Source organism: Microvirga sp. jy35 (genome assembly GCF_056148915.1).
Map to the genome: position 1 here is coordinate 120,877 of NZ_JBWBEW010000004.1, position 22,553 is coordinate 143,429.

Annotated in this window: 20 protein-coding genes and 1 pseudogene; 10 read left to right on the plus strand and 11 right to left on the minus strand. The window is 64.6% G+C overall.

Going from position 1 to position 22,553, the window contains the following annotated elements; all coding sequences use genetic code 11:
• Positions 1 to 6 precede the first annotated feature (6 nt).
• Positions 7 to 216: a cold-shock protein gene (locus AC0QTX_RS05425; protein WP_036357668.1), complete on the minus strand. Its 210-nt coding sequence runs from the start codon at positions 214 to 216 to the stop codon at positions 7 to 9.
• 563 nt (positions 217 to 779) lie between these two features.
• Here AC0QTX_RS05425 and AC0QTX_RS05430 point away from each other — a divergent pair.
• The 3 genes from AC0QTX_RS05430 (at position 780) to AC0QTX_RS05440 (ending at position 3,978) form a co-directional block, all read left to right on the plus strand.
• The gene (locus AC0QTX_RS05430) at positions 780 to 926 is read left to right on the plus strand and encodes a hypothetical protein (protein ID WP_474602809.1); all 147 of its coding nucleotides are present in this window, start codon (positions 780 to 782) and stop codon (positions 924 to 926) included.
• Between the two features lie 166 nt (positions 927 to 1,092).
• Positions 1,093 to 2,478: a Trk system potassium transporter TrkA gene (gene trkA, locus AC0QTX_RS05435; protein WP_474602810.1), complete on the plus strand. Its 1,386-nt coding sequence runs from the start codon at positions 1,093 to 1,095 to the stop codon at positions 2,476 to 2,478.
• 9 nt (positions 2,479 to 2,487) lie between these two features.
• Positions 2,488 to 3,978, plus strand: a complete 1,491-nt coding sequence (locus AC0QTX_RS05440) for a TrkH family potassium uptake protein (protein WP_474602811.1) — start codon at positions 2,488 to 2,490, stop codon at positions 3,976 to 3,978.
• A gap of 33 nt (positions 3,979 to 4,011) precedes the next feature.
• Here the strand turns inward: AC0QTX_RS05440 and AC0QTX_RS05445 are convergent, their stop codons facing one another.
• The gene (locus tag AC0QTX_RS05445; RefSeq protein ID WP_474602812.1) at positions 4,012 to 4,248 is read right to left on the minus strand and encodes a hypothetical protein; all 237 of its coding nucleotides are present in this window, start codon (positions 4,246 to 4,248) and stop codon (positions 4,012 to 4,014) included.
• Positions 4,249 to 4,433: 185 nt separating this feature from the next.
• On the opposite strand from AC0QTX_RS05445, the pseudogene AC0QTX_RS05450 reads away from it, so the two are divergent.
• Both AC0QTX_RS05450 and AC0QTX_RS05455 read left to right on the plus strand, forming a co-directional pair.
• Positions 4,434 to 5,188 (plus strand): annotated as a pseudogene (locus tag AC0QTX_RS05450) (sulfite exporter TauE/SafE family protein).
• Between the two features lie 265 nt (positions 5,189 to 5,453).
• Positions 5,454 to 6,878 carry a sensor histidine kinase gene (locus tag AC0QTX_RS05455; RefSeq protein ID WP_474602813.1) on the plus strand — a complete coding sequence of 475 codons (1,425 nt, stop codon included), beginning with the start codon at positions 5,454 to 5,456 and terminating at the stop codon, positions 6,876 to 6,878.
• A 193-nt stretch (positions 6,879 to 7,071) separates the two neighbouring features.
• Here the strand turns inward: AC0QTX_RS05455 and pepT are convergent, their stop codons facing one another.
• Both pepT and AC0QTX_RS05465 read right to left on the minus strand, forming a co-directional pair.
• Positions 7,072 to 8,307 carry a peptidase T gene (pepT, locus tag AC0QTX_RS05460; RefSeq protein ID WP_474602814.1) on the minus strand — a complete coding sequence of 412 codons (1,236 nt, stop codon included), beginning with the start codon at positions 8,305 to 8,307 and terminating at the stop codon, positions 7,072 to 7,074.
• Positions 8,308 to 8,447: 140 nt separating this feature from the next.
• Positions 8,448 to 10,130, minus strand: a complete 1,683-nt coding sequence (locus AC0QTX_RS05465) for a methyl-accepting chemotaxis protein (RefSeq protein ID WP_474602815.1) — start codon at positions 10,128 to 10,130, stop codon at positions 8,448 to 8,450.
• Between the two features lie 290 nt (positions 10,131 to 10,420).
• Here AC0QTX_RS05465 and kce point away from each other — a divergent pair, with 290 nt between their 5' ends.
• The 4 genes from kce to AC0QTX_RS05485 all read left to right on the plus strand — a co-directional run bounded on the left by kce (position 10,421) and on the right by AC0QTX_RS05485 (position 14,813).
• On the plus strand, positions 10,421 to 11,353 hold the full coding sequence (gene kce, locus AC0QTX_RS05470; RefSeq protein ID WP_474602816.1) for a 3,5-dioxohexanoate:acetyl-CoA acetone transferase: 933 nt from the start codon (positions 10,421 to 10,423) through the stop codon (positions 11,351 to 11,353).
• A gap of 105 nt (positions 11,354 to 11,458) precedes the next feature.
• Positions 11,459 to 12,658 carry an ABC transporter substrate-binding protein gene (locus tag AC0QTX_RS05475; protein WP_474602817.1) on the plus strand — a complete coding sequence of 400 codons (1,200 nt, stop codon included), beginning with the start codon at positions 11,459 to 11,461 and terminating at the stop codon, positions 12,656 to 12,658.
• A gap of 75 nt (positions 12,659 to 12,733) precedes the next feature.
• A complete protein-coding gene (locus AC0QTX_RS05480; protein ID WP_474602818.1) occupies positions 12,734 to 13,510 on the plus strand; it encodes an SDR family oxidoreductase in 777 nt (258 codons plus the stop codon).
• 130 nt (positions 13,511 to 13,640) lie between these two features.
• Positions 13,641 to 14,813, plus strand: a complete 1,173-nt coding sequence (locus AC0QTX_RS05485; protein ID WP_474602819.1) for an ABC transporter substrate-binding protein — start codon at positions 13,641 to 13,643, stop codon at positions 14,811 to 14,813.
• A gap of 175 nt (positions 14,814 to 14,988) precedes the next feature.
• Here AC0QTX_RS05485 and AC0QTX_RS05490 read toward each other — a convergent pair whose 3' ends face one another.
• The 5 genes from AC0QTX_RS05490 to AC0QTX_RS05510 all read right to left on the minus strand — a co-directional run bounded on the left by AC0QTX_RS05490 (position 14,989) and on the right by AC0QTX_RS05510 (position 19,519).
• Positions 14,989 to 15,690 carry a ComEA family DNA-binding protein gene (locus AC0QTX_RS05490; RefSeq protein ID WP_474602820.1) on the minus strand — a complete coding sequence of 234 codons (702 nt, stop codon included), beginning with the start codon at positions 15,688 to 15,690 and terminating at the stop codon, positions 14,989 to 14,991.
• A gap of 230 nt (positions 15,691 to 15,920) precedes the next feature.
• A complete protein-coding gene (locus tag AC0QTX_RS05495) occupies positions 15,921 to 16,856 on the minus strand; it encodes a DUF5996 family protein (protein WP_474602821.1) in 936 nt (311 codons plus the stop codon).
• 88 nt (positions 16,857 to 16,944) lie between these two features.
• On the minus strand, positions 16,945 to 17,223 hold the full coding sequence (gene minE / locus AC0QTX_RS05500; protein WP_036357629.1) for a cell division topological specificity factor MinE: 279 nt from the start codon (positions 17,221 to 17,223) through the stop codon (positions 16,945 to 16,947).
• Complete coding sequence (minD, locus tag AC0QTX_RS05505) at positions 17,220 to 18,029, minus strand: septum site-determining protein MinD (protein WP_474602822.1); 810 nt, start codon at positions 18,027 to 18,029, stop codon at positions 17,220 to 17,222. Before minD ends, minE begins: the two co-directional genes overlap by 4 nt.
• Before the next feature lie 413 nt (positions 18,030 to 18,442).
• On the minus strand, positions 18,443 to 19,519 hold the full coding sequence (locus AC0QTX_RS05510; protein ID WP_474602823.1) for a hemerythrin domain-containing protein: 1,077 nt from the start codon (positions 19,517 to 19,519) through the stop codon (positions 18,443 to 18,445).
• Positions 19,520 to 19,739: 220 nt separating this feature from the next.
• On the opposite strand from AC0QTX_RS05510, the gene AC0QTX_RS05515 reads away from it, so the two are divergent.
• A complete protein-coding gene (locus AC0QTX_RS05515) occupies positions 19,740 to 20,741 on the plus strand; it encodes a threo-3-hydroxy-L-aspartate ammonia-lyase (protein ID WP_474602824.1) in 1,002 nt (333 codons plus the stop codon).
• Between the two features lie 239 nt (positions 20,742 to 20,980).
• Here the strand turns inward: AC0QTX_RS05515 and AC0QTX_RS05520 are convergent, their stop codons facing one another.
• Positions 20,981 to 21,649, minus strand: a complete 669-nt coding sequence (locus tag AC0QTX_RS05520; protein ID WP_474602825.1) for a hypothetical protein — start codon at positions 21,647 to 21,649, stop codon at positions 20,981 to 20,983.
• A 67-nt stretch (positions 21,650 to 21,716) separates the two neighbouring features.
• Complete coding sequence (locus tag AC0QTX_RS05525; RefSeq protein WP_474602826.1) at positions 21,717 to 22,499, minus strand: class I SAM-dependent methyltransferase; 783 nt, start codon at positions 22,497 to 22,499, stop codon at positions 21,717 to 21,719.
• Positions 22,500 to 22,553 lie beyond the last annotated feature (54 nt).

The window sequence follows — 22,553 nt, forward strand, 5'->3', positions numbered from 1 at the left end:
TCATTCTCAGGCCGTCTGGATGTTGTTGACGGCGACCTTGCCGGAACGGCGGTCCTCGGCGGTGTCGAAGGAGACCTTCTGGCCTTCGCGCAGGCCGCGGATGCCGGCACGCTCGAGAGCCGTGGCGTGGACGAACACGTCCTTCTCGCCATTGTCCGGCTGGATGAAGCCGAAGCCTTTTTGATCGTTGTAGAACTTAACGGTGCCCGTCATCATGGCAGTATTCCTTGAGTGTATGCATCAGTGCACGTAAGCCAAGGGCACGTGCGAAAGCACGACCTCAGGCTCGGGTTCGTCGAAGTTTGGGAAGAGCGTCTGAACGTGCGCCTGGCATGCCAAGGCGTAACGGCCCAATTGTCCGGCCAAATGTCGATAGGCTTCATATAGAGCTCACTTGCGGCCAATACAAGGCCGTCCTGCGAGAGAATTTCGCCGCCCGGAATAATCCTGATCTTCGAAGAGGCCACGCTTTTCTTGGAAAACGTCACTTGGCCATAGTTCGGCGATGTTCATTACTTTTCGGAGCCGGTCGACCTTGTCCGGTACTGCAAAGTTTTATCTTGCCATGAGCTGGCGAATGCCCCATATTGGTCTTACCCAACCGAGATGTTCGGCCTGCTCTCCCTAGCTCGTGATCGAGCCGCCGAGCCCGCTTACCGTTCCCATCGTTTGTTACCCCAGCCCCTTCGGGCGGAATCGTGCCTGTCGCTGCATTGCGCCGACGGCCCTACTCACAACTATGCTGCCCGGGCTTCATCCGGTGCGGCCACAGGTTTATCATGTCGACTGCCATTCACTCTCAGAATTCGAAAAAGTCCCCCCAGCATGCCAAGGCTCTCCTGCAGGCCAAGTCTGCGCCGAAGCCGCAATCATCCGGCCTGTCCCGGGAGGAAATCCGCCAGATCGTCCTCGAGATGATCGGCTGATCGCCCGGCTCCCAGGCATCGGAAGCGGGCCGTCCATAAGGTTCCCGCTCTAAACATGAGGCCGCCCGCCTTAAAGGAGAGCCGGCCCTGAAGGCCGGTTTGTGTATTCCACCGCCATGTGCCCTACATAACCCGGAAGCGAGCGTATCTGGGGAATGAGGTTGCCGTGAGAGTTATCGTCTGTGGTGCCGGACAGGTCGGCTCGACTATAGCCCGGCATCTCGCCTCCGAGGGCATCGACGTGACGGTGGTGGACATCTCACCCGATCAGGCCAGACGGGCGGACGAGAGCTACGACGTCCGCGGCATGGTCGGCCATGCCTCTCATCCCGAAGTTCTCGAGCGGGCGGGCGCGCGGGATGCGGACATGCTCATCGCTGTGACCCAGTCCGACGAGATCAACATGGTCGCCTGCCAGGTGGCCTATTCCCTGTTCAATGTTCGCCGGCGCATCGCCCGTGTCCGCCATCATGGCTATCTGGAGCCGATCTGGAAGGGTCTCTACGCCTCCGACCAGCTTCCCATCGACGTGATCATCTCGCCCGAGGTGGAGGTCGCCAACGGCATCGTGCGGCGCCTCAGGACGCCCGGCGCCTTCGATACCGTGCCGCTGGCCGACGGCCGGATCCAGCTTCTGGGCGTCCACTGCAACACGGGCTCATGCTCCCTGGTAGGGCGGCGGATGAGGGAGCTCGCCACCTCCGGCGGCTCCGGAATTGTCGTGGGCGTCATCGTGCGCAACGGTCAGGCCTTCGTGCCGCGGGCCGAGGATCAGGTGCAGCAGGGCGACGACGTCTACGTCATCACGGAGACCGCCCGCGTGGATAATGTCATGGCCTTCCTGGGCCACGAGGAGCAGGTCGCCCGCCGCATCGTGATCGTGGGCGGCGGCAATGTCGGCTTCAACCTGGCAACCAGGATCGCCCGCCATGCTCCGTATGTCTCGCTGAAGATGGTCGAGCATTCACGGGAGCGGGCCGAGTACATCTCCCGCGAGCTCCGCGATTCCGCCGTGGTGATCCAGGGCGATGCGCTCGACAAGGAGGTGCTGCTCGAGGCCAATGTCCAGAGCGCCGAGACGATCATCGCCGTGACCAACGACGACGAGACTAACATCTTCGCCTCCGTGCTCGCCAAGCGCGAGGGCTGCACGCGGGCCATCACTCTGGTGAACAAGACCTCCTACGAGCACGTGCTGCCGGCGCTGGGCATCGATGCGGTCGTGAGCCCGAGCGCCATCACCATCTCGACTATCCTGCGCCATGTGCGCCACCGCTCGATCTCCGCCCTCTATACGCTCCGCGAGGATTTCGGCGAGGTGATCCAGGCGACGGCTCAGGAAGGCTCCCGGCTGGTGAAGGGCACCCTGCGCGAAGCCGGCATGCCCGACGGCATGCTGATCGGTGCCATCGTCCGCAACGGCGAGGTGATCATTCCGACCAGTTCGTCCCGGGTGCATCCCGGCGACAGCATCATCGCCGTGGTGGCCTACCGGGCCCTGCGCAAAGCGGAGGCGATCCTGGCCGGTCCGTCGACCGGTACAGGAAACTAGGGCCGACCGATGCGCGAGAGATCGTTTCCGGGCGGTTGGGCCCCACCCTACATCCGTCCGGTCCTTCACCTGACAGGGCGCATGCTCCTTGCGCTTGCGGCGGCCATGCTGCTGCCCGCAGGGGTGGATGCCCTCACGGGCGATCCGGACTGGAGAGCCTTTCTCATCGGCAGCTTCATCACCTTCGCCTGCGCCGCAGCACTGACCCACGTGACCCGCTGCCGGCTGTCCGGGGGGCTGACCCTGCGCCAGGCTTTTCTCCTCACGCCGGTCGCCTGGACGACCATTGCCCTGTTCGGGGCCATCCCCCTCTACATTTCCGATTACGCCCAGCTGAGGGACCACTTCACCAACGCATTCTTCGAGTCCGTATCCGGCCTGACGACGACCGGCGCCACGGTCATCGTCGGTCTCGACGACGCTCCCAAAGGGATTCTTCTCTGGCGGGCGCTCCTGCAGTGGCTGGGCGGCATCGGCATCATCGGCGTCGCCATCTCGATCCTGCCCGCCCTCGGCGTCGGCGGCATGCAGCTGTTCCGCACGGAATCCTCCGACCGATCCGAGAAGGTGATGCCGCGCGTGCGGGAGATCGCGACCGGCATCGTCCTGATCTACACGGCCCTCACGGTAGCCTGCGCCCTTGCCTATTGGCTCGTGGCGATGACGCCGTTCGATGCCGTCGCCCATGCGCTGACGACGGTCTCGACGGCCGGGTTCTCCACCTCCGACATCTCGATGGCGCACTGGAACAGCCCCGCCCTGCACTGGATCGCGACCCTGTTCATGCTCTCGGGCGCCGTGCCGTTCGTGCTTTACCTGCGGCTGTTCCAGGGACAGAGCGACGCCCTGCGCGACAGCCAGGTCCGGTTCCTGGCGACGCTCCTGGTGGTCCTGATCATCGCGGTTGCAGCATGGCTGATCCTGGTGACCGGGCATGAATTTGCCGATGCCCTCCGGCTGGCCGCCTTCAACGTGGTGTCCGTGGTGACGACGACCGGCTATGCAACGGCCGACTACACGCTCTGGGGCAACCTGATGGTCGGCCTGTTCTTCGGGCTGATGTTCGTGGGCGGCTGCACGGGATCGACCACTGGCGGGATGAAGATCTTTCGCTTCCAGGTGATGATCCGCATGCTGCAGAGCCAGTTCCTGCGCCTGCTTTATCCCCGGGGTGTGTTTCCGCGCATCTATGCGGGCCGTCTGCTGCCGGACGACGTGATCGGGTCGGTGGTGGTGTTCTTCTCGCTCTACTTCATCTGCTACAGCGCGCTCACCGTGGCCCTGATGGCATTCGACCTCGATTTCCTCACCAGCGCCAGCGCGGCCGTGTCGGCCCTGTCGAATGTCGGCCCGGGCCTGGGCCCGATCATCGGCCCGGCCGGCAACTTCGGCACGCTTCCGGATGCCTCCAAGTGGCTCCTGTGCTTCGGCATGCTCCTGGGACGGCTGGAGCTGTTCACGGTGCTGATCCTGTTCTTTCCCCAGTTCTGGCGCGGGTAAGGCCGGCGGCGCAGCGAAGACAGGTACAGGCGATCAGCGCCGGGGAGCCTTCTTGGCCGCCTCTTCCATTCCGCGAGGGTTCTTCTTCACGCCCTCCTGGAGCACCTTGGCGGCGGCGTCCTGCTCCTGCTCCGGAGGGGCTGAAACCGGCGCTGTGTCGCCGCGGGCCTCGAGACCTTGATCATCGGGCTTCCGGCTCCCCGCCTTGGCGGCCGATTTCAGGGAGCGCAGAGCCTCGGGCTGTTGACCGTCCTGCATGCGGTTGGGCATCGGGCAAACTCCTCCAGGGGCGGCCCCGTGGCCGCCTCCAAGGCAATTCCCGGCCCGCCGAGGCGTTCCATCCCTGCGGCCCGTCGGCGGCGCCGGAGAGCGCTCTCCTTTGATCCGGTCTCTCCGCGAAGGCTCGCTACGTGGAATCCGCATTGCGCTCCCCCTCCCCCGTGGGTCAATAGGCCATGTTCGATCCGTCTCCGTGGCTCATGCTCTCGATCGGCCTGACCTTCTTCCTTGCCGGCATGGTCAAGGGTGTGACCGGCATGGGTCTGCCGACGGTGGCCATGGGAGCGCTGGGCGCCCTCATGTCGCCCGTGGCGGCGGCCGCCTTGCTGATCGTCCCGTCCTTCGTCACCAACGTGTGGCAGTTAGCGACCGGACCGAGCTTCACGGCGCTGATCCGGCGGTTGTGGCCGATGATGCTGGGCATCGTGCTCGGAACGGGGCCGGCTCATTCGTTCTGGCCGAGGGCGACACCCGATGGACCACGGCGGGCCTGGGAGCAGCACTTGTCGCCTATGCCGGGTTTACCCTGCTGGCCCGGCAGCTTTCCGTCCCGGCTCGCTGGGAGAACCTGCTGTCGCCCCTGGTTGGCCTGACGACAGGCATCGTCACGGGAGGCACGGGCGTCTTCGTCATCCCGGCCGTTCCCTATCTGCAGGCCCTCGGCCTGCGCAAGGACGACCTGATCCAGGCCCTGGGATTGTCCTTCACCGTATCGACGGTCGCCCTTGCGATCGGACTGGGATGGCGTGGAGCGTTCCGGCTCGATGGCCTGGCCCTCTCGCTTCTCGCGATCGCGCCCGCGCTCGCCGGCATGTGGCTGGGGCAGGTTGCCAGGCGCAGGGTCAGCCCCGAGACGTTCCGGCAATGGTTTCTTGTCGGCCTGCTGCTTCTTGGCGCTGAACTCGTGTTGAAATCGGCTCTCCAGGCTTGAGGGCGGCTGAAGCCTGCCGACCATCCCGATACATCCTTGGGAGTACTCCGAATCCCCCCCTGGTCCATAGCCGCCTCAAGGGTGAACCGAGTTGCCGCAGATGAACGCTTAAGGATAATCTTCGAAACAGACGCTCCTGCAGAGAGCGGCGTCTGATCGGAAGAACAAAGGTCGTCTGCCCCAATAGCACCAAACAACAAGAAGAACGGCACACCATGACCCCGTGCCGGATTGTGTTGGAGGTCACTCCAACGGGAGGGATCGTGTGCGCAGTCATGAGGGCAAGATCGACGGGTATGAGCTCAAGAGCTTCCTGCGCATAAAGCACGGGCTAAAGCGGCAGTTCACCCTTGTAGCGGCAGCGGCGCTCGTCGTGGCCATGATGGTTCTCGGCACGTGGGTTTCGAAAAAGATCGAAACGGGCGTTTCCGAGATCGCCGGCGCGTCGGCCGCCCTCTACATCAACACCTTTCTCACGCCGCACCTTCAGGAACTCGCTGATGGCGACACCCTGTCGGAGGCCAGCATCCAGGCTTTGAACGAAGCCCTGGTCCAGCCCGCCGTTCGAGCCCATGTCCTGAAGATCAAGATCTGGAAGCAGGACGGTCACATCGTCTACAGCAGCGACCGTGATCTCGTCGGCAAGAGATTTCCCCCCAGTCCGCACCAGCTCGCAGCCTGGTCCGGTGCGGTGGGCACGGAGGTCGATCATCTCTACCACGAGGAGAACGAGGGAGAGCGCGCCATCAGCATTCCCATGCTGGAGGTCTATGCTCCCGTCCGCGACATCCGCAGCGGAGAGGTGATTGCGGTTCTTGAGTTCTATGAGGATGCTCAAGCGCTCAAAGAGCAACTGTCCCATGCCCACTGGCAGAGCTGGGCGGTGACGGCGCTGGTCGCCATCGCGATCATCGGAGCGCTCTTCTCCATCGTGTCGGAAGGCAGCAAGGCCATCGACCATATGCGTGGCTCGCTGTCGCACAGGATCATGCAGCTCAAGGAATTGCTGCGCCAGAACGAGGTCCTGCGCGCACGGGTCGAACGTTCGGGCCGGGATCGACCCGATGGCAATGCGGACTTCATGCCCCGTGTCGCCTTGAACCTGCGCGATGGCCCGGGGCAGTCCATCAGCCTTGCTCTTGTGCAGCTGAACACCCTCGATCGACAATTTCCGACAGGGGCGGAGCTGCCGGCGGTCCGCGATGCCCTGTCGAAGGCGCTGTGCGACATCTGGGATATCTGCGCAGGGCTTCAGCTGCCGGAGGTCAAGAACCTGTCGCCTGCGGATGCGATGCAGAAGATCGTCAGCGATCACGAGGACAGATCACGCATGACAGTTGATTGCAGGATCGACATCCCGGCGCCGTGCGCCATCCCTGACTTCATCAAGATCTGTGCATCCCGGTTTGTTCAGGTCTGCCTCGACAGCACGGACCGGGACGACACCATCAGAAGCGCATTCGTCTCCGCGCGCTCCGATTCCGATGCGCTCCACGTCGTGGTGACGGCGGATGCCCCCGCATCGGGCGATCTGGAATCGGTGGAAAACGCTCTTCATCTCGGCCTCTCGGGCCTGTGGGATCAGATCGAGAGCATCGGCGGCACGATCGCCGTGGAGGCGGAAGCAAACGAGAGGATACGGCTGATGGCTTGGCTGCCGTTGGCACGGAACGGCAGCCGCCAGATGTAGGATGAACCGGTATGCTGCGCGAATCCGAGAGGCTCCGCGCAGCCGCCCTTCAATGCGTGGCCCTTGCCGGGCCCCTGCCCTTCTTTGACGCAACGCAATTAACATGAAGCCGGCAAGGCGGTCGTCCCTGGCACCCGCCTTGCCGGCTTTGAGAAACCGGGTCTATGCGCCGGACACAAACGAAGGAGGCGCTTTACGCGCGCTCCTCCCAGACACGCGCGAGTTCGACGATGGTCTTCACCGCCTTGTCCATGTCCTGGCTGCTGACGAATTCCAGCGGAGAATGGAAGGCGTGGCCGCCGGCGAAGATGTTGGCGCAGGGCAGGCCCATGAAGGACAGGCGCGAGCCGTCCGTGCCGCCGCGGATGCTGTCGCGCCGCGGCTCCATGCCGGCGCGCCTGATCGCCTCCACGGCGTGTTCGATGATCTCCGGGTGCCGGTCGAGCACCTCCTTCATGTTGCGGTACTGCTCCTTGACCGCGAAGGTGTAGCTGGAGTTCGGATAGGCCTTCATCACCTCGCGGGTGATGTCCTCCAGGAGAGCCTCCTTGGCCTTGAGGCCCTCTTCCGTGAAATCGCGGATGATGAAGCTCAGATGCGCCTTCTCCATCACGCCCGAAGCACCGGTTGGATGGATGAAGCCGTCGCGGCCCTTCGTGGTCTCGGGCGCCATGTCCCTCGGCAGGCGCGCGATGATATCGCCCGCAATCCTGATGGCGTTCTCCATTCGTCCGTAGGCCTGGCCCGGGTGGATCGCCACGCCCTTGATGGCGATCTCCACCGCATCCGCCGAGAAGGTTTCGTCCTCGATGCTGCCGGCGACTCCGCCATCCATGGTGTAGCCGAAATCGGCCCCGAGCTTCTTCAGGTCGACCTTGTCGACCCCGCGGCCGATCTCCTCGTCCGTGGTGAAGAGGATGCGGATCGTGCCGTGCTTGATGTCCGGGTTGTTGATCAGGAACTCGGCGGCGGCCACGATTTCGGCGATACCTGCCTTGTCGTCCGCACCCAGCAGCGTGGTGCCGTCCGACGTGACGATGTCGTGGCCAATCAGATCCTTCAGAACCGGATGGTCAGAGACGCGGATGACCTGGCTGGGATCGCCCGGCAGCCGGATGTCGCCGCCCTGGTAGTTCCTGACGATCTGCGGCTTGACGTTCGTGCCGGAGTAGTCCGGCGCCGTATCCATGTGCGCGCAAATGCAGATGACCGGCACGCTGTTCTTCGGCGTGTTCGACGGAATGGTCCCATAGACGTAGCCGTGCTCGTCCAGATGCGCGTCGGAGACGCCGATGGACAGGAGCTCATCGACCAGCAGGCGGCCGAGATCCTTCTGCTTCTCGGTGGAAGGCTGGGTTTTCGAGGAGGCGTCTGATTGGGTGTCGATGACGACGTAGCGGAGGAAACGGTCGGTAACGCTGGCGGCCATAGATTGGAATCCAATTCGCGAAGAGACGATGGACTCTTAGCCGGGAATGGTTGCCACGGGAATGGGGTGCCCGAAAATCGACAGGATGGCTGCCCCAGGCCGAAGCATCCGTTCGGCCTGGGACTTCTTATGGTTTGCTTTTAAGCGGCCTTCACGTCCGTGAGGAAGCTCTGCACCTCGCGGCTGAGATCGCTGGAATGCCGGGCCAGCTGCTGGGCTGCGCCAAGCACGCGGCTTGCGGCCGTGCCTGTCTGCTCGGCTCCCTGCCTCACGTCCATGATGCTGCCGCTCACGGACGCGGTGCCGCGGGCGGCCTCCTGCACGTTGCGAGCGATCTCGCCGGTCGCAGCGCCCTGTTCCTCGATCGCCGCGGCGATCGCCACGGAGGTCTCGGACATCTGGCTGATGGTGCTGCCGATGTTCTGGATCGCGCTGACCGCCTCCCGGGTCGCCTGCTGGATCTCGACGATCTGAGCCGAGATTTCCTCCGTGGCCTTGGTGGTCTGGTTCGCCAACTCCTTCACCTCCGAGGCCACGACCGCGAAGCCCTTGCCGGCCTCCCCTGCCCTTGCGGCCTCGATGGTGGCATTGAGCGCCAGCAGGTTGGTCTGTCCGGCGATGGTGTTGATGAGCGCGATCACGGCGCCGATCTTCTCCGCCGTGCTGGCCAGAGCCTGAACGGTGACGTCCGTGCGCCGCGTCTCCTCGACGGCAGCGCCTGCGACCCTTGCCGACTGGGAGATCTGGGCAGCGATCTCGCGGGTGGAGATGGACAGCTCCTCGGTGGCCGCAGCCACGGTCTGCACGTTCAGGGATGCCTGCTCGGCCGCCGTCGCAACGGTCTGGGACTGCACGTTGGTCTGCTCGGCCGTGGCCGCCATGGTCTGGGCCGTGCCCTCCATCTCGGCCGCTGCGGTCGAGAGAATCTGGGTCAGGGCTGCGACATTCGCCTCGAACTGGCGGGTCAGCTGATCGAGGCGCTGCGCCCGGCGCGCCTGCGCATCGGCATCCACCGCATGGACCTTGTCCGCCTCGTCCTTGGCGATCAGCGTGTCCCTGAACACCTGAACCGCATGGGCCATGGCGCCGAGTTCGTCGCTGCGGTTCCGGGCCGGCACATCGATCTGCCGCTCACCCTCTGCGAGGGAGCGCATGACCTGCCCGAGGGCCAGGATGGGCCTGGTCACGCCACGGCCGATGAAGGTTGCGACCACGCCGATGATCAGGACGATGACGGCCACGCCGGACAGGAGCTTCAGAGCCGTGCTCCACACCTTGGCGGCGGTGTCGTCCGTGTAGACGCCCGAGCCGATGATCCAGCCCCAGGGCTTGAAGCCCTTCACGTAGGAGATCTTGCCGACGGGCTCCTGCGCGCCGGGCTTGGGCCACAGATACGGCACGAACCCGGCGCCGCTCTCCTTCACCTTGTCCACGAAGGCGACGAACAGGCGCAGACCCGTCGGATCCTTGTTCTCCGTCAGGTCGGCACCGACGAGTTCCGGCTTGATGGGATGCATCACCATCTTGGGATGCATGTCGTTGATCCAGAAGTATTCCTGGGTGTCGTAGCGCAGGACCCTGATCGCGTCGGCTGCCGCCTTCTGGGCGGCCTCGCGGGTCAGGCGGCCGGCACGCTCCTCCGCCTCGTAATGCGCGAGGATGCCATAGGCCGACTCGACCACATGCTGGGTCTTGACCATCTGCGCCTGAGTGATTTCCTCACGCAGATGAAACAATGCGACGCCGATAATTGCAGCGATGCCGACCAGAGCCGTCAATGTAATGGAGTGGATTTTCGTCCCGATACCGAATTTCATGCGCATGCAGTCCCCCAGAATCTGCAGTTCTTTTGGTTGTCGTGATGTTCTGCCCAATCCGACGCGGAAGAACCTTCCGTCAGCTTCATCTGAATTCTTGCGGGAGCAGAGAAAGCTATAAGTTGTTGTTCTTGGTTAAGAAGTGGTTCATGCAGCACGGAACGGGGCGCATTTTGATTGAAAATGATGCGCTGCTCCCGCCTCAACGCGGCATTCTATGGACCCGCACCGGCCATTGCGCATAACCTGGGGATTGTTCCCTATGGGCGAGCCGGTCTCACGGCTTGGAGGTTTCGATGAAGCGAGCGGACAAAGTCATCATCAGCTGCGCGGTCACCGGGTCGATCCACACGCCCAGCATGTCGCCCTACCTGCCGGTGACGCCGCAGCAGATTGCCGAGAGCGCCATCGCGGCGGCAGAGGCCGGTGCCGCGATCCTTCACCTGCATGCGCGGGACCCGCAGACCGGCCGCCCGACGCAGAGCCCCGAGGTGTTCCGGCAGTTCCTGCCGGCCATCAAGAACGGCAGCAGTGCCATCGTGAACATCACCACCGGCGGCGGACTCGGCATGAGCCTCGACGAGCGCCTCGCCGCGGCGAAGTGGGCTCAGCCCGAGATCGCCTCCATGAACATGGGATCGTTCAACTTCAACATCTCCGGCGCCGGCGGACGCATCGCGTCGTTCAAGAACGACTGGGAAAAGCCCTACCTGGCGATGACCAAGGACTTCATCCTGTCCAACACCTTCACGCAGATCGAGCGGGGCATGACCGAACTCGGCGCGCTCGGCACCCGCTTCGAATTCGAGTGCTACGACGTGGGCCACCTCTACAACCTCGCCCATTTCGCCGACCGCGGACTCGTGCAGCCGCCCTTCTTCGTGCAGGCCATCTTCGGGATCCTCGGCGGCATCGGTCCGGAGCCCGAGAACCTGATGCACATGAAGGCGACAGCCGACCGCCTGTTCGGGAACGACTACTATCTCTCCATTCTCGCCGCCGGCCGCCATCAGCTGCCGTTCGTGACCATGGGGGCCATCCTCGGCGGGCATGTGCGCGTGGGCCTGGAGGACAACCTCTATCTGGGCAAGGGCGAGCTCGCGCCGTCCAATGCGGATCAGGTTCGCAAGATCCGCCGCATCCTCGAGGAGCTCTCCCTCACGGTCGCGACCCCGGACGATGCGCGCCGCATGCTGCAAACGAAGGGACCGGAGAACACAGCCTTTTGAACAATGGAGAGTGCCACGCTGCAGACGGGCTACCGCCGTCGTCCGGCTTTCCAATCCTTTGCAGGCATGCCTAAGATGGCTGTCCTAAAAAAACGGGAGGAAACAATGAAGACACGTTATGTTCTCAGCGCCCTGGCCGCCTTGGCCATGACAGGAGCGGCGCAGGCGCAGACCTCGGTCAAGCTGGGTGTCCTGAACGACAGGTCTGGCGTTTACTCCGACCTCACCGGCGAAGGATCGGTGATCGCGGCCCGCATGGCCGCAGAGGACTTCAAGGCGGCCGAGAAGGGCATCAAGGTCGACATCGTCGCGGCGGACCACCAGAACAAGCCGGATATCGGCGCCAGCATTGCCCGGCAATGGTACGATCAGGAAGGCGTCGATGTCATTCTCGACGTTCCGACCTCCTCGGTGGCGCTCGCCGTCAATGGCATTGCCCGCGAGAAGAACAAGATCCTGATCAATTCAGGCGGCGGCACCTCCGATCTGACCGGATCCCAGTGCTCGCCCAACACGGTCCACTGGACCTACGACACCTGGGCGCTTGCGAACGGCACCGGCGGTGCCATGGTGAAGCGCGGAGGAAACACCTGGTTCTTCGTCACGGCGGATTACGCCTTCGGTCACGCCCTGGAGCGCGACACCTCGGCCCTGGTGACGAAGGCCGGCGGCAAGATCGTCGGCACCGTGCGGCATCCCTTCCCCGGTCAGGACTTTGCCTCCTTCCTCCTGCAGGCACAGTCCTCTGGCGCCAAGGTGATCGGCCTTGCCAATGCAGGCGGTGACTTCACCAACACCATGAAGCAGGCGGCGGAGTTCGGGATCGTCCAGGGCGGGCAGAGCCTCGCGGGGCTCCTCGTGTTCATCACCGACGTTCACTCCCTGGGCCTCCAGGTGGCCCAGGGCTTGGTCATGACCGAGGCCTTCTACTGGGATCAGAACGACCAGACACGCGCCTGGTCGAAGCGCTTCGCCGACAGGAACGGCGGCAAGATGCCCACCATGGTGCATGCGGGCGTCTATGCGGGCGCGCTGCACTACCTCAAAGCCGTCGAGGCCCTGAAGGGCAAGGATACCGCGCAGGTGATGGCGAAGATGAAGGAGATGCCCACCGACGATCCGCTGTTCGGCAAGGGCATGGTCCGTCAGGACGGCCGCAAGATCCACGACATGTACCTGTTCGAGGTCAAGAAGCCGGCCGAGTCCAAGGGCCCGTGGGATCTCTACAAGCAGCTCGCCACGATCCCGGCCGATCAGGCCTTCCGGCCTCTCAACGAAGGCGGCTGCCCCCTCGTGAAGGGCTGATCGCGATCGACAACGATAGGGCCGGGTCCGCCCGGCCCTATCTCTTGTGTGGTGAAGCGACGGAAAGAGTCTGTCATGGATTTGGCCATCCAAGGTTTGCGCGTTCTCGCGACGGCCGGTGCCGCCGGCATCGGCCTGGAAATCGCCAGAAGCTTCGTGCGCGAGGGTGCAAAGGTGCATGTCTGCGACGTCGATGACGCGGCGCTCGCCTCCCTGACGACGAGCGATCCGGATGTCACCCGCTCCCGTGCCGACGTTGCGAACCGGCAGGATGTGAGCCGCCTTTTCGACGAGGCTCTACAAGAGCTCGGCGGTCTCGACGTTCTCGTCAACAATGCGGGCATTGCCGGCCCGACCGCCCGGGTGGATGAGGTCGAGCCTGAGGACTGGGACCGAACGCTCGAGGTCAACATCACGGGGCAGTTCAACTGCGCCCGCCTGGCCGTCCCTCACCTGCAGAAGAGCCATAACGCTTCCATCATCAATCTATCGTCCGCGGCAGGGCGCTTCGGCTTTCCCCTTCGCTCCCCCTACGCGGCGGCGAAGTGGGCGGTCGTGGGCTTCACCAAGACCCTTGCCATGGAGCTGGGACCGCTCGGAATCCGGGTCAACGCCATCCTTCCGGGAGTCGTGGAAGGCGAACGGATCCGCCGCGTGATCGGCAGCAAGGCTCAGGCTCGCGGGGTCAGCTACGAGGAGATGGAGAGCGAGTTCCTCCGGCATGTCTCCTTGCGAACCGCCGTGACGCCGCAGCAGATCGCCGATCAGATCGTGTTCCTGTGCTCGCCGCGTGGACGGACGATCTCCGGTCAGGCCATCGCCATCGACGGAGACACCCAGTCCCTCGCGTGACCGTGACGGACATGGGCCCTGAGATGTTCGATTCGTCCAATCTCCTGCTTGCTTTATCCATTGGCCGCGCGAGTATCCTTGTTCATCCTGTGCCATAAGACAGCCAAGAAAAACGATGGGAGGACCAACGATGCACCGCAGAACGCTTATCCTGGCCGCAGGCGCCGCCGCGCTCATGGCCGCCATCTCGGGCGCGCAGGCGCAGGAGACCGTCAAGGTCGGGCTGATCCTGCCGCTGACCGGGCCCTTCACGGCCATCGGGCGCCAGGTCGAAATGGGCGCCAGGCTCTACATGCAGCAGAAGGGCAATACGGTCGCGGGCAAGACCATCGAGTTGCTCGTCAAGGACGATGGCGCCGTCGCGGACGCGACGAAGCGCACGGCCCAGGATCTCATCGTCAACGAGAAGGTGAACGTGCTGGCGGGCTTCGGCCTCACGCCGCTGGCGCTCGCCACCGCGCCGCTCGCCACGCAGGCCAAAGTTCCTCAAGTCGTCATGGCGGCGGGAACGGCGACGATCACGGAAGCCTCGCCCTTCATCACGCGCACCAGCTTCACCCTGCCCCAGGCGACCGAGCCGATGGCGGATTGGGCCGCCAAGAACGGCATCAAGAAGGTTGTAACGCTGGTCTCCGATTACGGTCCAGGCATCGACTCCGAAAAAGCTTTCTCCGGTGTGTTCACCAAGGCCGGCGGTCAGGTTGAAAACCTGCGGGTGCCGCTGGCAAACCCCGACTTCTCGCCCTTCCTGCAGAAGGTGGCCGACGCCAAGCCCGACGCGCTCTTCGTGTTCGTGCCCGCAGGCCAGGGCGCGCAGTTCATGAAGCAGTTCGTGGAGCGCGGCTTCGACAAGAGCGGCATCAAGCTGATCGGGCCCGGCGACGTCACGGACGACGAGGTGCTCAACAACATCGGGGATGCCGCTCTCGGCGCCATCACCACGCACCACTACTCGGTCGCGCACGACAGCCCTGAGAACAAGGCCTTCGTGGAAGCCTTCAAGAAGGCCAACAACAACATGCGTCCGAACTTCATGGCGGTGGGCGGCTATGACGGCATGCACCTGATCTACGAGGGCCTGAAGAAGACCAACGGCCAGGGCGGCCAGGCGCTGATCGACGCCATGAAGGGCATGAGCTGGACCAGCCCGCGCGGTCCGGTGTCGATCGATCCGCAGACCCGCGACATCATCCAGAACATCTATGTGCGGAAAGTGGAGCGCAAGGACGGGGAGCTCTACAACGTGGAGTTCGCCACGATCCCCAACGTCAAGGACCCGGTCAAAGCCGCCAAGGCCAACTGATCCCGCCACGTCACGAGAAGCGCCGCACCCCTCATGCGGCGCTTCTTACGCAAGGTTTCCTGGATTAACGTGCCGCCTGCCTTCGAAGCAGGTGCCTCAGCGGCCTTGGCAGGAGCAGGTCCGTGTCGAGGAATTCGCGCTGTTGACGGGCGCTGAAGTGCGGGGCTTGCCGTCCCTACTGCACCTTGATCTGATCCTTGATCTTCTCGAAGACCGGGCGGCGCACAACTTTCTTCTTCACCAGATCATCGACGGACCTGTAAGGCCGGCCCTTGATGATGGCCCGGCCGAGGGCGCCCGCGCCCTTCAGGGAGTTCAGCTGCTCGAAGGAGGCCCGGTTGAGATCGACCAGATCAGCGGCAGGGCTCTCAGGAGGCGCAGGTCCGGCAAGGCTCGCATGTCGGGCGACCGTGCCTGTCATGTCGATGTCGGCGGGAGGAGCTGACACCGTCTGCGTCTGCTGGCCGAAGGCTGCTCCAGCCGGCTCCGGAGCGGCGGAGGCCTGCTCATTGGCAGGAGGCGACGGGTTGGCCGCCATGGGAGCAGGGACGGAGTCCTGCAGGCCGGACGCAGGCACGTAAGCCGCTTCCGCCGGCGGGCCCGAGGCCGCCATGGCCGCGGCAGGATCCGCATTGGCCACCTGCACGCGCTCGGTGCGCTGCAGCTGCTCCACGAACGGCTGGTCGCCTGCCAGGATCTGGGGCGGCGCAGCGGTGACCATCCCGCCCATGGAAGCGCTGCTGCCTGCGGAGAGCCACAGGGCCAGCGATCCGCCGGCCATGAGGCCAATCACCAGAAGGACGCGCATCGCCTGCCGGGTTGCGCTGTCGCGCCGCTCGAGTTGATGTTGGGTTCGTGACAAGTCGCCGATCTGCATGGGGTCCTCGCACCTTTACTCGCGGTGGATGCTCCACTCTTGGATGAGCGTGCGTGCAGGAGACCGGGTTGGTCTTTGCACTCAGTGCCAGGGCTAGAGGCGGGATGTGGCACTGGCGTGGCAAACTGCCGGGATCCGGCCGGATCAACGGCAATTCGGGATAGATGCTCGGATTTTGCGTGGAATGACGATCTTTTCCGAAACGTCATCACCTTTCGAAACGATGTCTCTCAGACATCGCGCACGCGTGCCGGAGCGCCGAAGGCACATTCGAGAGCGGCGCGATCCCAGCGGCCGGCATCGGCCGCCGCCGCATAGGTGGACGACAGAAAGTCGAGCAGCATCGCATCGGGATCGGGCGCCTGGCGCAGAACGTCGTAGCGCAGGATGAACTCACCAAGCGCAGGATCAAACTCCGCGCCCTCAGGGATCGCCGCGTCGCGAAATCCCGGTGGTTCGGGGTATGCATAGGAATAGAAGGCAGCCTGAGGATATGCATCGCTGCCGGGCCAGAAGCCCGCGCTCGAGACCTCGTGGGAATAGGCCTCACGGGTGACCGCATCCGGCAGGCCGGGCACGCCTCCGGCATGGAGCGGCGCCTCGCGCCCGGAAAAGCGCGTCACCGCAAGATCGAAGCTGCCCCAGAAGAAATGCACCGGCGAAACCTTGCCCAGGAAGCCGCTGCGAAAGAGCTTGAACACCCGGTCGGTCTGTACCAGCACGCGCCAGAAACGATGGGCCGCATCGGCATCGTAGGACGCATGCTCGTGGTCCTCCGAGAACCGGACGGGGTTCGGCACCTCGTTCGGCATGTCCCTGATGGAAACCCCGATGCCGATCTCGTCGAGGAGGCCAAGAAGGCCTGAGTAGAATGCCGCGACGCTCTGCGGCCGGAGCGGCAGCATGCGCTCGTCGCCGCGGCTGGTGCGCACGAGCAGGCGATGAGCGATGAAGTCGAACTCGATCTCCAGGATCTCGCGGCCGACAGGCATGGGCGAGGTGGTGAGGCCCCGCGCGGACACATACAGCGGCACATGCCAGCCGTGATTGAGCCAGGGCGTCAGCGCGAGCCGGATCTTGCCGACGATCTGCGTCCAGAGCTGCAGGGTCGCAGCCGTCTCGCGCCAGGCAGGATAGGAGAGTTCAGGCCAGTCACCGTCATCCATGAAGCACCTCCGGGCGGAGCGGGATCGCGGATGGCCAGTATAGGGGCAGGATCGCAGGCTGGACAGCGCAGCCTGCGATCACGTTTTGTCATGCGGCCGGGCGCAAGCCCGTCAATGCAGCAGGAATCTCGATGTCGACTTCCAGGGTCGACACGGAGGCGCCCCGATCCATCTTGATCTGCACCTTGTCCTGCGGCACCGCCAAGTGCTTGGCGATCACGGCCATGATCTCCTCGCGCAGGATCGCCACGAGATCGGACTCGCCGCCTCCGACGATGGTGCGCTCATGCGCCAGCAGGACCTGAAGACGCTCGCGGGCCACCGGAGCGGACGTGGTATTTTTCTTGAAGAAGCTGAAGAGGCTCATGCGGCCCTCCTGGCGAAGAGTTTGCTGAACAGGCCGCGCTGCTTCTGCACCTCGACGATCGTCTCGCCCTGCAGCTTCCGCACGGCATCGAGATAGGCGCGCGCCGGTGCGGAGTTCGGGCTGCCCAGGGTGACCGGGGCGCCGAGATTGGAGGAGCGCAGCACCTCGGTGCTTTCCGGAATGATCGCCAGAAGCGGAATCGACAGGATCTCGAGCACATCCTCGACCTTGAGGATCTCGCCGCGCTGCGCGCGGGCCGCGTCATAGCGGGTAAGCAGCAGGTGCTTCTCCACCTGCTCGCCGTTCTCCGCTTTCAAGGTCTTGGAGTCGAGCATGCCGATGATGCGGTCGGAATCGCGGATGGAGGAGACTTCCGGATTGGTCACCACCACGGCCACATCCGCGTGGCGCATCGCGAGCGTCGCGCCGCGCTCGATGCCGGCCGGGCTGTCGCAGATGATCCAGTCGAACTTTTCGCGCAGACCCTCGATGACGCGGGCAACGCCCTCGTCCGTCAGATTGTCCTTGTCGCGGGTCTGGGAGGCCGGCAGCAGGTGCAGGGTCTCCACGCGCTTGTCGCGGATCAGCGCCTGCTCGATCTTCGCATCGCCCTTGATCACGTTGATCAGGTCATACACCACCCGCCGCTCGGCACCCATGATCAGATCGAGGTTGCGCAGGCCGACATCGAAGTCGATCATCGCCACCTTCTGTCCCGACTGGGCCAGCGCCGCGCCGAGGGCCGCCGTGGAGGTCGTCTTGCCGACGCCTCCCTTGCCCGATGTCACCACAAGAACTTTCGCCATCCTTTGTTCTCCTACCCTTCAAGACTGTTGTAGCGACGGCATCACCAGCAGGTTCTCCGGGAAACCGTAGAACATGTTCGGAGAGCGGAGGCGGATCGAGCTGTCGCGATTTCTTACGCAACGGAATGAAATCTATTCGGCGCCAGTTATGGTTACCGGCTGGTTAATATTTCGGGTGGAAGGGGAAGTTTTCGGCGAAAAACAAAGGTTTTTCACGGATTCTGTCGGGTGCCGCTGGGGAAGAGGGAGCGGAAGCTGCGGAGCGAGGCTGGCTCACGCAAGCCTGAATATGGCACCGCCCGGATGGTTGTGACGCGCTCGGCGCCAAAGGGAGCATACGGGATTGCCTCGTCCTGCCGGATGCATGCCGAGCATGGAGAAGGCCTCGCGCCCCGCGCGAGGCCCTTAGGGTGTTAGTGCCCGTCGCGCTTCAGCGATCGTGAATCCGCCGCGCCCGTCTGGGCACCGCCGGTGCCGATTGCGCCGGCTGACGGCGCGGGACCGCCGGCCGGCAGTGTCCCGCCCGGCTGCAGCGGCGTCGAGAGCCCCGAGGGTGCGCGGGGCGGATGCGCCGAGGAGAAGGAATTGGCGTCAGAGGGGCTGCCGCCCGCCGCCGGAGAGGATCCGCCGGCGCCATGAAGCAGCGCATCGTCAGCCTGTGCGCCGCCCTGCCCCGACTGGCCGGTTAATCCTGTGGAGGGTCTCGGTGCCGCCGCGGCAGCACCCCCTGCCGAGGACGAGCCAGCGGCGGAATATGCCCCGGCCCTGGGAGACGTCTGCCCTGTCATGCCGCTCATGCGGCTGCGGCGCGAGCCTTCGAGGCTGCGGTCGATGACGCCGGGCTCGAGCGGGAACGGCGGCTGCGGACGGCGCGGGGCTGCGCGCAGATCTCTGTTCTGCCGCGACCCTGTGGAGCCGGACCGGTTCATGCTCCACAGAAGGGCTCCGGCGCCGACGGCCATCATGCCGGCGAGCACCCCGAAAACGGTGCCTGTGGGCAGGCCGTAGCGGCTCGGCATCATCGCCTGAGGCATGTGCCAGCGGCTGGATTCGTACGATGCGATCCGCTCGCGCTCATAATCCCGCTGCAGGCTCTTGAGCTCGCTGGGAGAGAAGACGCCGCGGGCGACGATCATCACCCCGTTCTCCTCCAGGGTGAACGCATGACGGATGGAACCGGTCAGATCCTTGAAGTCGACAGCCCAGTCGTGGCTGTCCTTGTCGGGCCGGGCGGCCAGCTCGTCGACCTGGCGCAGGATTTCATCCTGCTTGCGCTCCAGATCGGCCACATAGACGGCTGTGCGTTCGTGATGGGCCAGAGCGGGATAGAGCACATTCTGCTGCGCTGCGATGTGCCGCTCGAGCTCGTCCTGCAGATCGTCGTAAAGCTCGGAGCGGCTGTTGGGCCCGGAGCCCGTGGCCTTCAGCACCTCGCGGCAGAGTTCCTCGATATTCGCGTGGTCGGACACCACCATTTGCCATAGGTCCATGGGAAACCTCCTCCTGAGCCTTTGCCTTGATCACAGTGAACGGCTTGGACGGACGGCCGTTCCGGCGGGAGCTCCGCTTTAGGCGATCCGGGAGCCGCAGGCGTGCAATCCCTTACTGACAAGGATCCCCTGGAATTGCTATGGAAAGGCCATGGCCGGATCCTGCCCTGCAGGGGCGGCGACGTGGCGATTCGAGAACGTCTGGGAGCATGGATACCCGATGAACGCACAAGCACAGCAGGACATCCTTCGCTCCATCCCGCCGGGGCTTCCCACCTATGACGACGTGCTGTCGGCGGCCCGCCGGATCGAGGGCGCAGCACACCGCACGCCGGTTCTCACCTCCCGCACCGCCGACGACCGGACGGGCGGAACGCTGTTCTTCAAGGCCGAGAACTTCCAGCGCGGGGGCTCCTTCAAGTTCCGAGGCGCCTACAACGCCATCGCGCAACTGTCCCCCGAGGCGAAGAAGCGCGGCGTCGTGGCCTTCTCGTCCGGCAACCACGCCCAGGCCATCGCCTATGCCGGGCAGCTTCAGGGCGTGCCGACCGTCATCATCATGCCGCAGGATGCGCCGGCCATGAAGGTGGCCGGCACCAAAGGCTACGGCGGCGAGGTCGTCCTCTACGACCGGTACACGGAAGACCGCGAGGCCATCGGGCGCAGGCTCTCGGAGGAACGCGGCCTCACCCTCATCCCGCCCTACGACCATGAGCACGTGATCGCAGGACAAGGCACAGCCGCCAAGGAGCTGTTCGAGGAAGTCGGCCCCCTCGACATGCTGTTCGTCTGCACCGGAGGCGGCGGCCTGCTGGCCGGATCTGCCCTTGCCACGAGGGCGCTCTCGCCCGAGTGCCGCATCTATGGCGTCGAGCCTGAAGCAGGCAACGATGCGCAGCAATCGTTCCGCTCAGGGAGCATCGTGAAGATCCCCGTCCCCGCCACCATCGCCGATGGGGCGCAGACCACCTATGTCGGCGCCAAGACCTTTCCGATCATGCGGGCGCTCGTCGACGACATCCTCACCATCTCGGATGCGCAGCTCGTCGACACCATGCGGTTCTTCATCGAGCGCATGAAGATCGTGGTCGAGCCCACGGGCTGCCTGTCGGGGGCCGCGGCGTTGAACGGGCTCGTGCCCTGCAAGGACAAGCGCGTCGGCGTCATCATCAGCGGCGGCAACGTGGACCCGAGGGCGCTGGCGGGCTTCCTCGCAGGGTAGGTCTGCCAGACAGCCTGAGTTTCAGTGTCGTTCCCGGCCGGAGCGTAGCGGAGGGGAAGAGAATCCACCCACAGGCTCAGTGCCATGGATCCCCTTCCCGCACTTCGTGCGCCGGGGATGACACCCACCACGTCATGGCCGGCCTTGTGCCGGCCATCCCGCTACGGATGAGCGCTACGCCTCTCTTGATCGTGATCACCGGCACAGGGCCGGTGATGACGTGGAGGATATCAGGTCACTCATTGCCCTGCCCGCACCACCACAGCCATGCCGTCGTGGTCGCCCGTAGTGAGCTTGGGATCGTCGATGAGCGCGTTGCCCAGACTGACGAAGCCGCTCACCTTGTAGGACGTGCTGCGATCGAGCCTCTGCGTGAAGTCGTCCCGCGCCCGATTGAACGAGCCGTACTGGTGCGGCGGGTCGCGGAACGGATCGACCTCCTCGCGGCTGAAGGCGCCGGTGAACAGATAGGCTTGTCCGACCATATGCGGCCCGAAGATGCGGCCGTGATTGTTGCTCACCTCGAACAGGTCGTTGGAGAAGGCATCGTCCCTGCCCTGCGGCAGTTGGCGGTAGAGCTGTCCGCCGATGAAGCCCTGATAACCGGCCGAATGTCCGAAGCGGACGGGATAGCCGGCGCGTGCGGCGGCGGCGAGCAGTCTCGCCTTCGCATCCTCCGCGCTTGAGGCTCCCTCGTCGACGATGATGACGTTGATCGGCTCGCGCAGGTTCTTGCCGCGGTAGACCTCGCCGAGCCAGTCCGACGGAACTCCCTTGGCCGTCAGCATCCATTTGCCGATGGCAGGCAGCCCCGCCGGCGTGGTGGCATCGGCATCCTGCTGCGCCCAAGTGGGAGGCACCGGTGTGAGCAGGATGCAAAGCGCAAGAGTTCGGCAGCGGCGTCTCATTCCCGGTCCTGATCGAGGTTCCGCACAAATCAGGAGAGCACGGTTGCGACAGGCAGGCCAGGGCTTTTCAGGATAAGGCCTTCACCGCGAGGACGGCGTAGCGGTGCTGCGTCGCGCGCTCGAGACCCTTGAGCAGCGGCAGGTTTTTGGCCTGCGCCCGGTGGATCGGCTTGAGGTTCCGGTCGATGGTGACTTGGGCGAAGCCGGCCTCCCGCAGCAGGGCCGCCACGTCTTCAGCCCGCGCCCCCTTCGAGAAGTAAACTCGCCTCAGGATCCGCTCATGGGTCTCGCGAATGGCGTTGGGCGCATGCGGGGCGCTGGCCAGCCCCGGCACGAGCCTCTCGACGAGCCGGATCATGCGTTTGACCAGGGTATCCGCTACGAAGTCGCCGTCCACGATGAGCAGCCGACCGCCGGGCTTCAACAGGGAGTGCCATTCCCTGAAGGCCGCCTTCGGGTCGACCAGCGTCCACACCAGATGGCGCGTGACGAGCGCGTCGTAGCTTCCCGGCTGCTCAAGCGTGCGCTCGGCATCCCCCATCACGAAGCGGATGTCGGCACCGCGCCGGCCTGCCTTCGCCCGCGCCTGGTTCAGCATCGCGTCCGACCAGTCGAGGCCGGTGACGTCGAAGCCGAGGCCGTGCAGCAGATGGGAGATCACGCCCGTGCCGCTGGCGAGATCGAGTGCCCTGCGCCCCTCGCCCGGCCCGAGATGGCGCAGGAACAGATCGCGCCATGCCTGCCGTTCCGCCTCCGAGAAGATCTCGTGCCCCACCTGCTCGTCGAAGGTTGCCGCGCGTGCCGACCAGTAATCCCTGATCTCGTCCCGGAGCGTGTAGTTCGCGTTCATGAGAAGTCCATGGCAGGAAGTGAATTCCGGCGCCCATCTAGGGAATGAATCGCA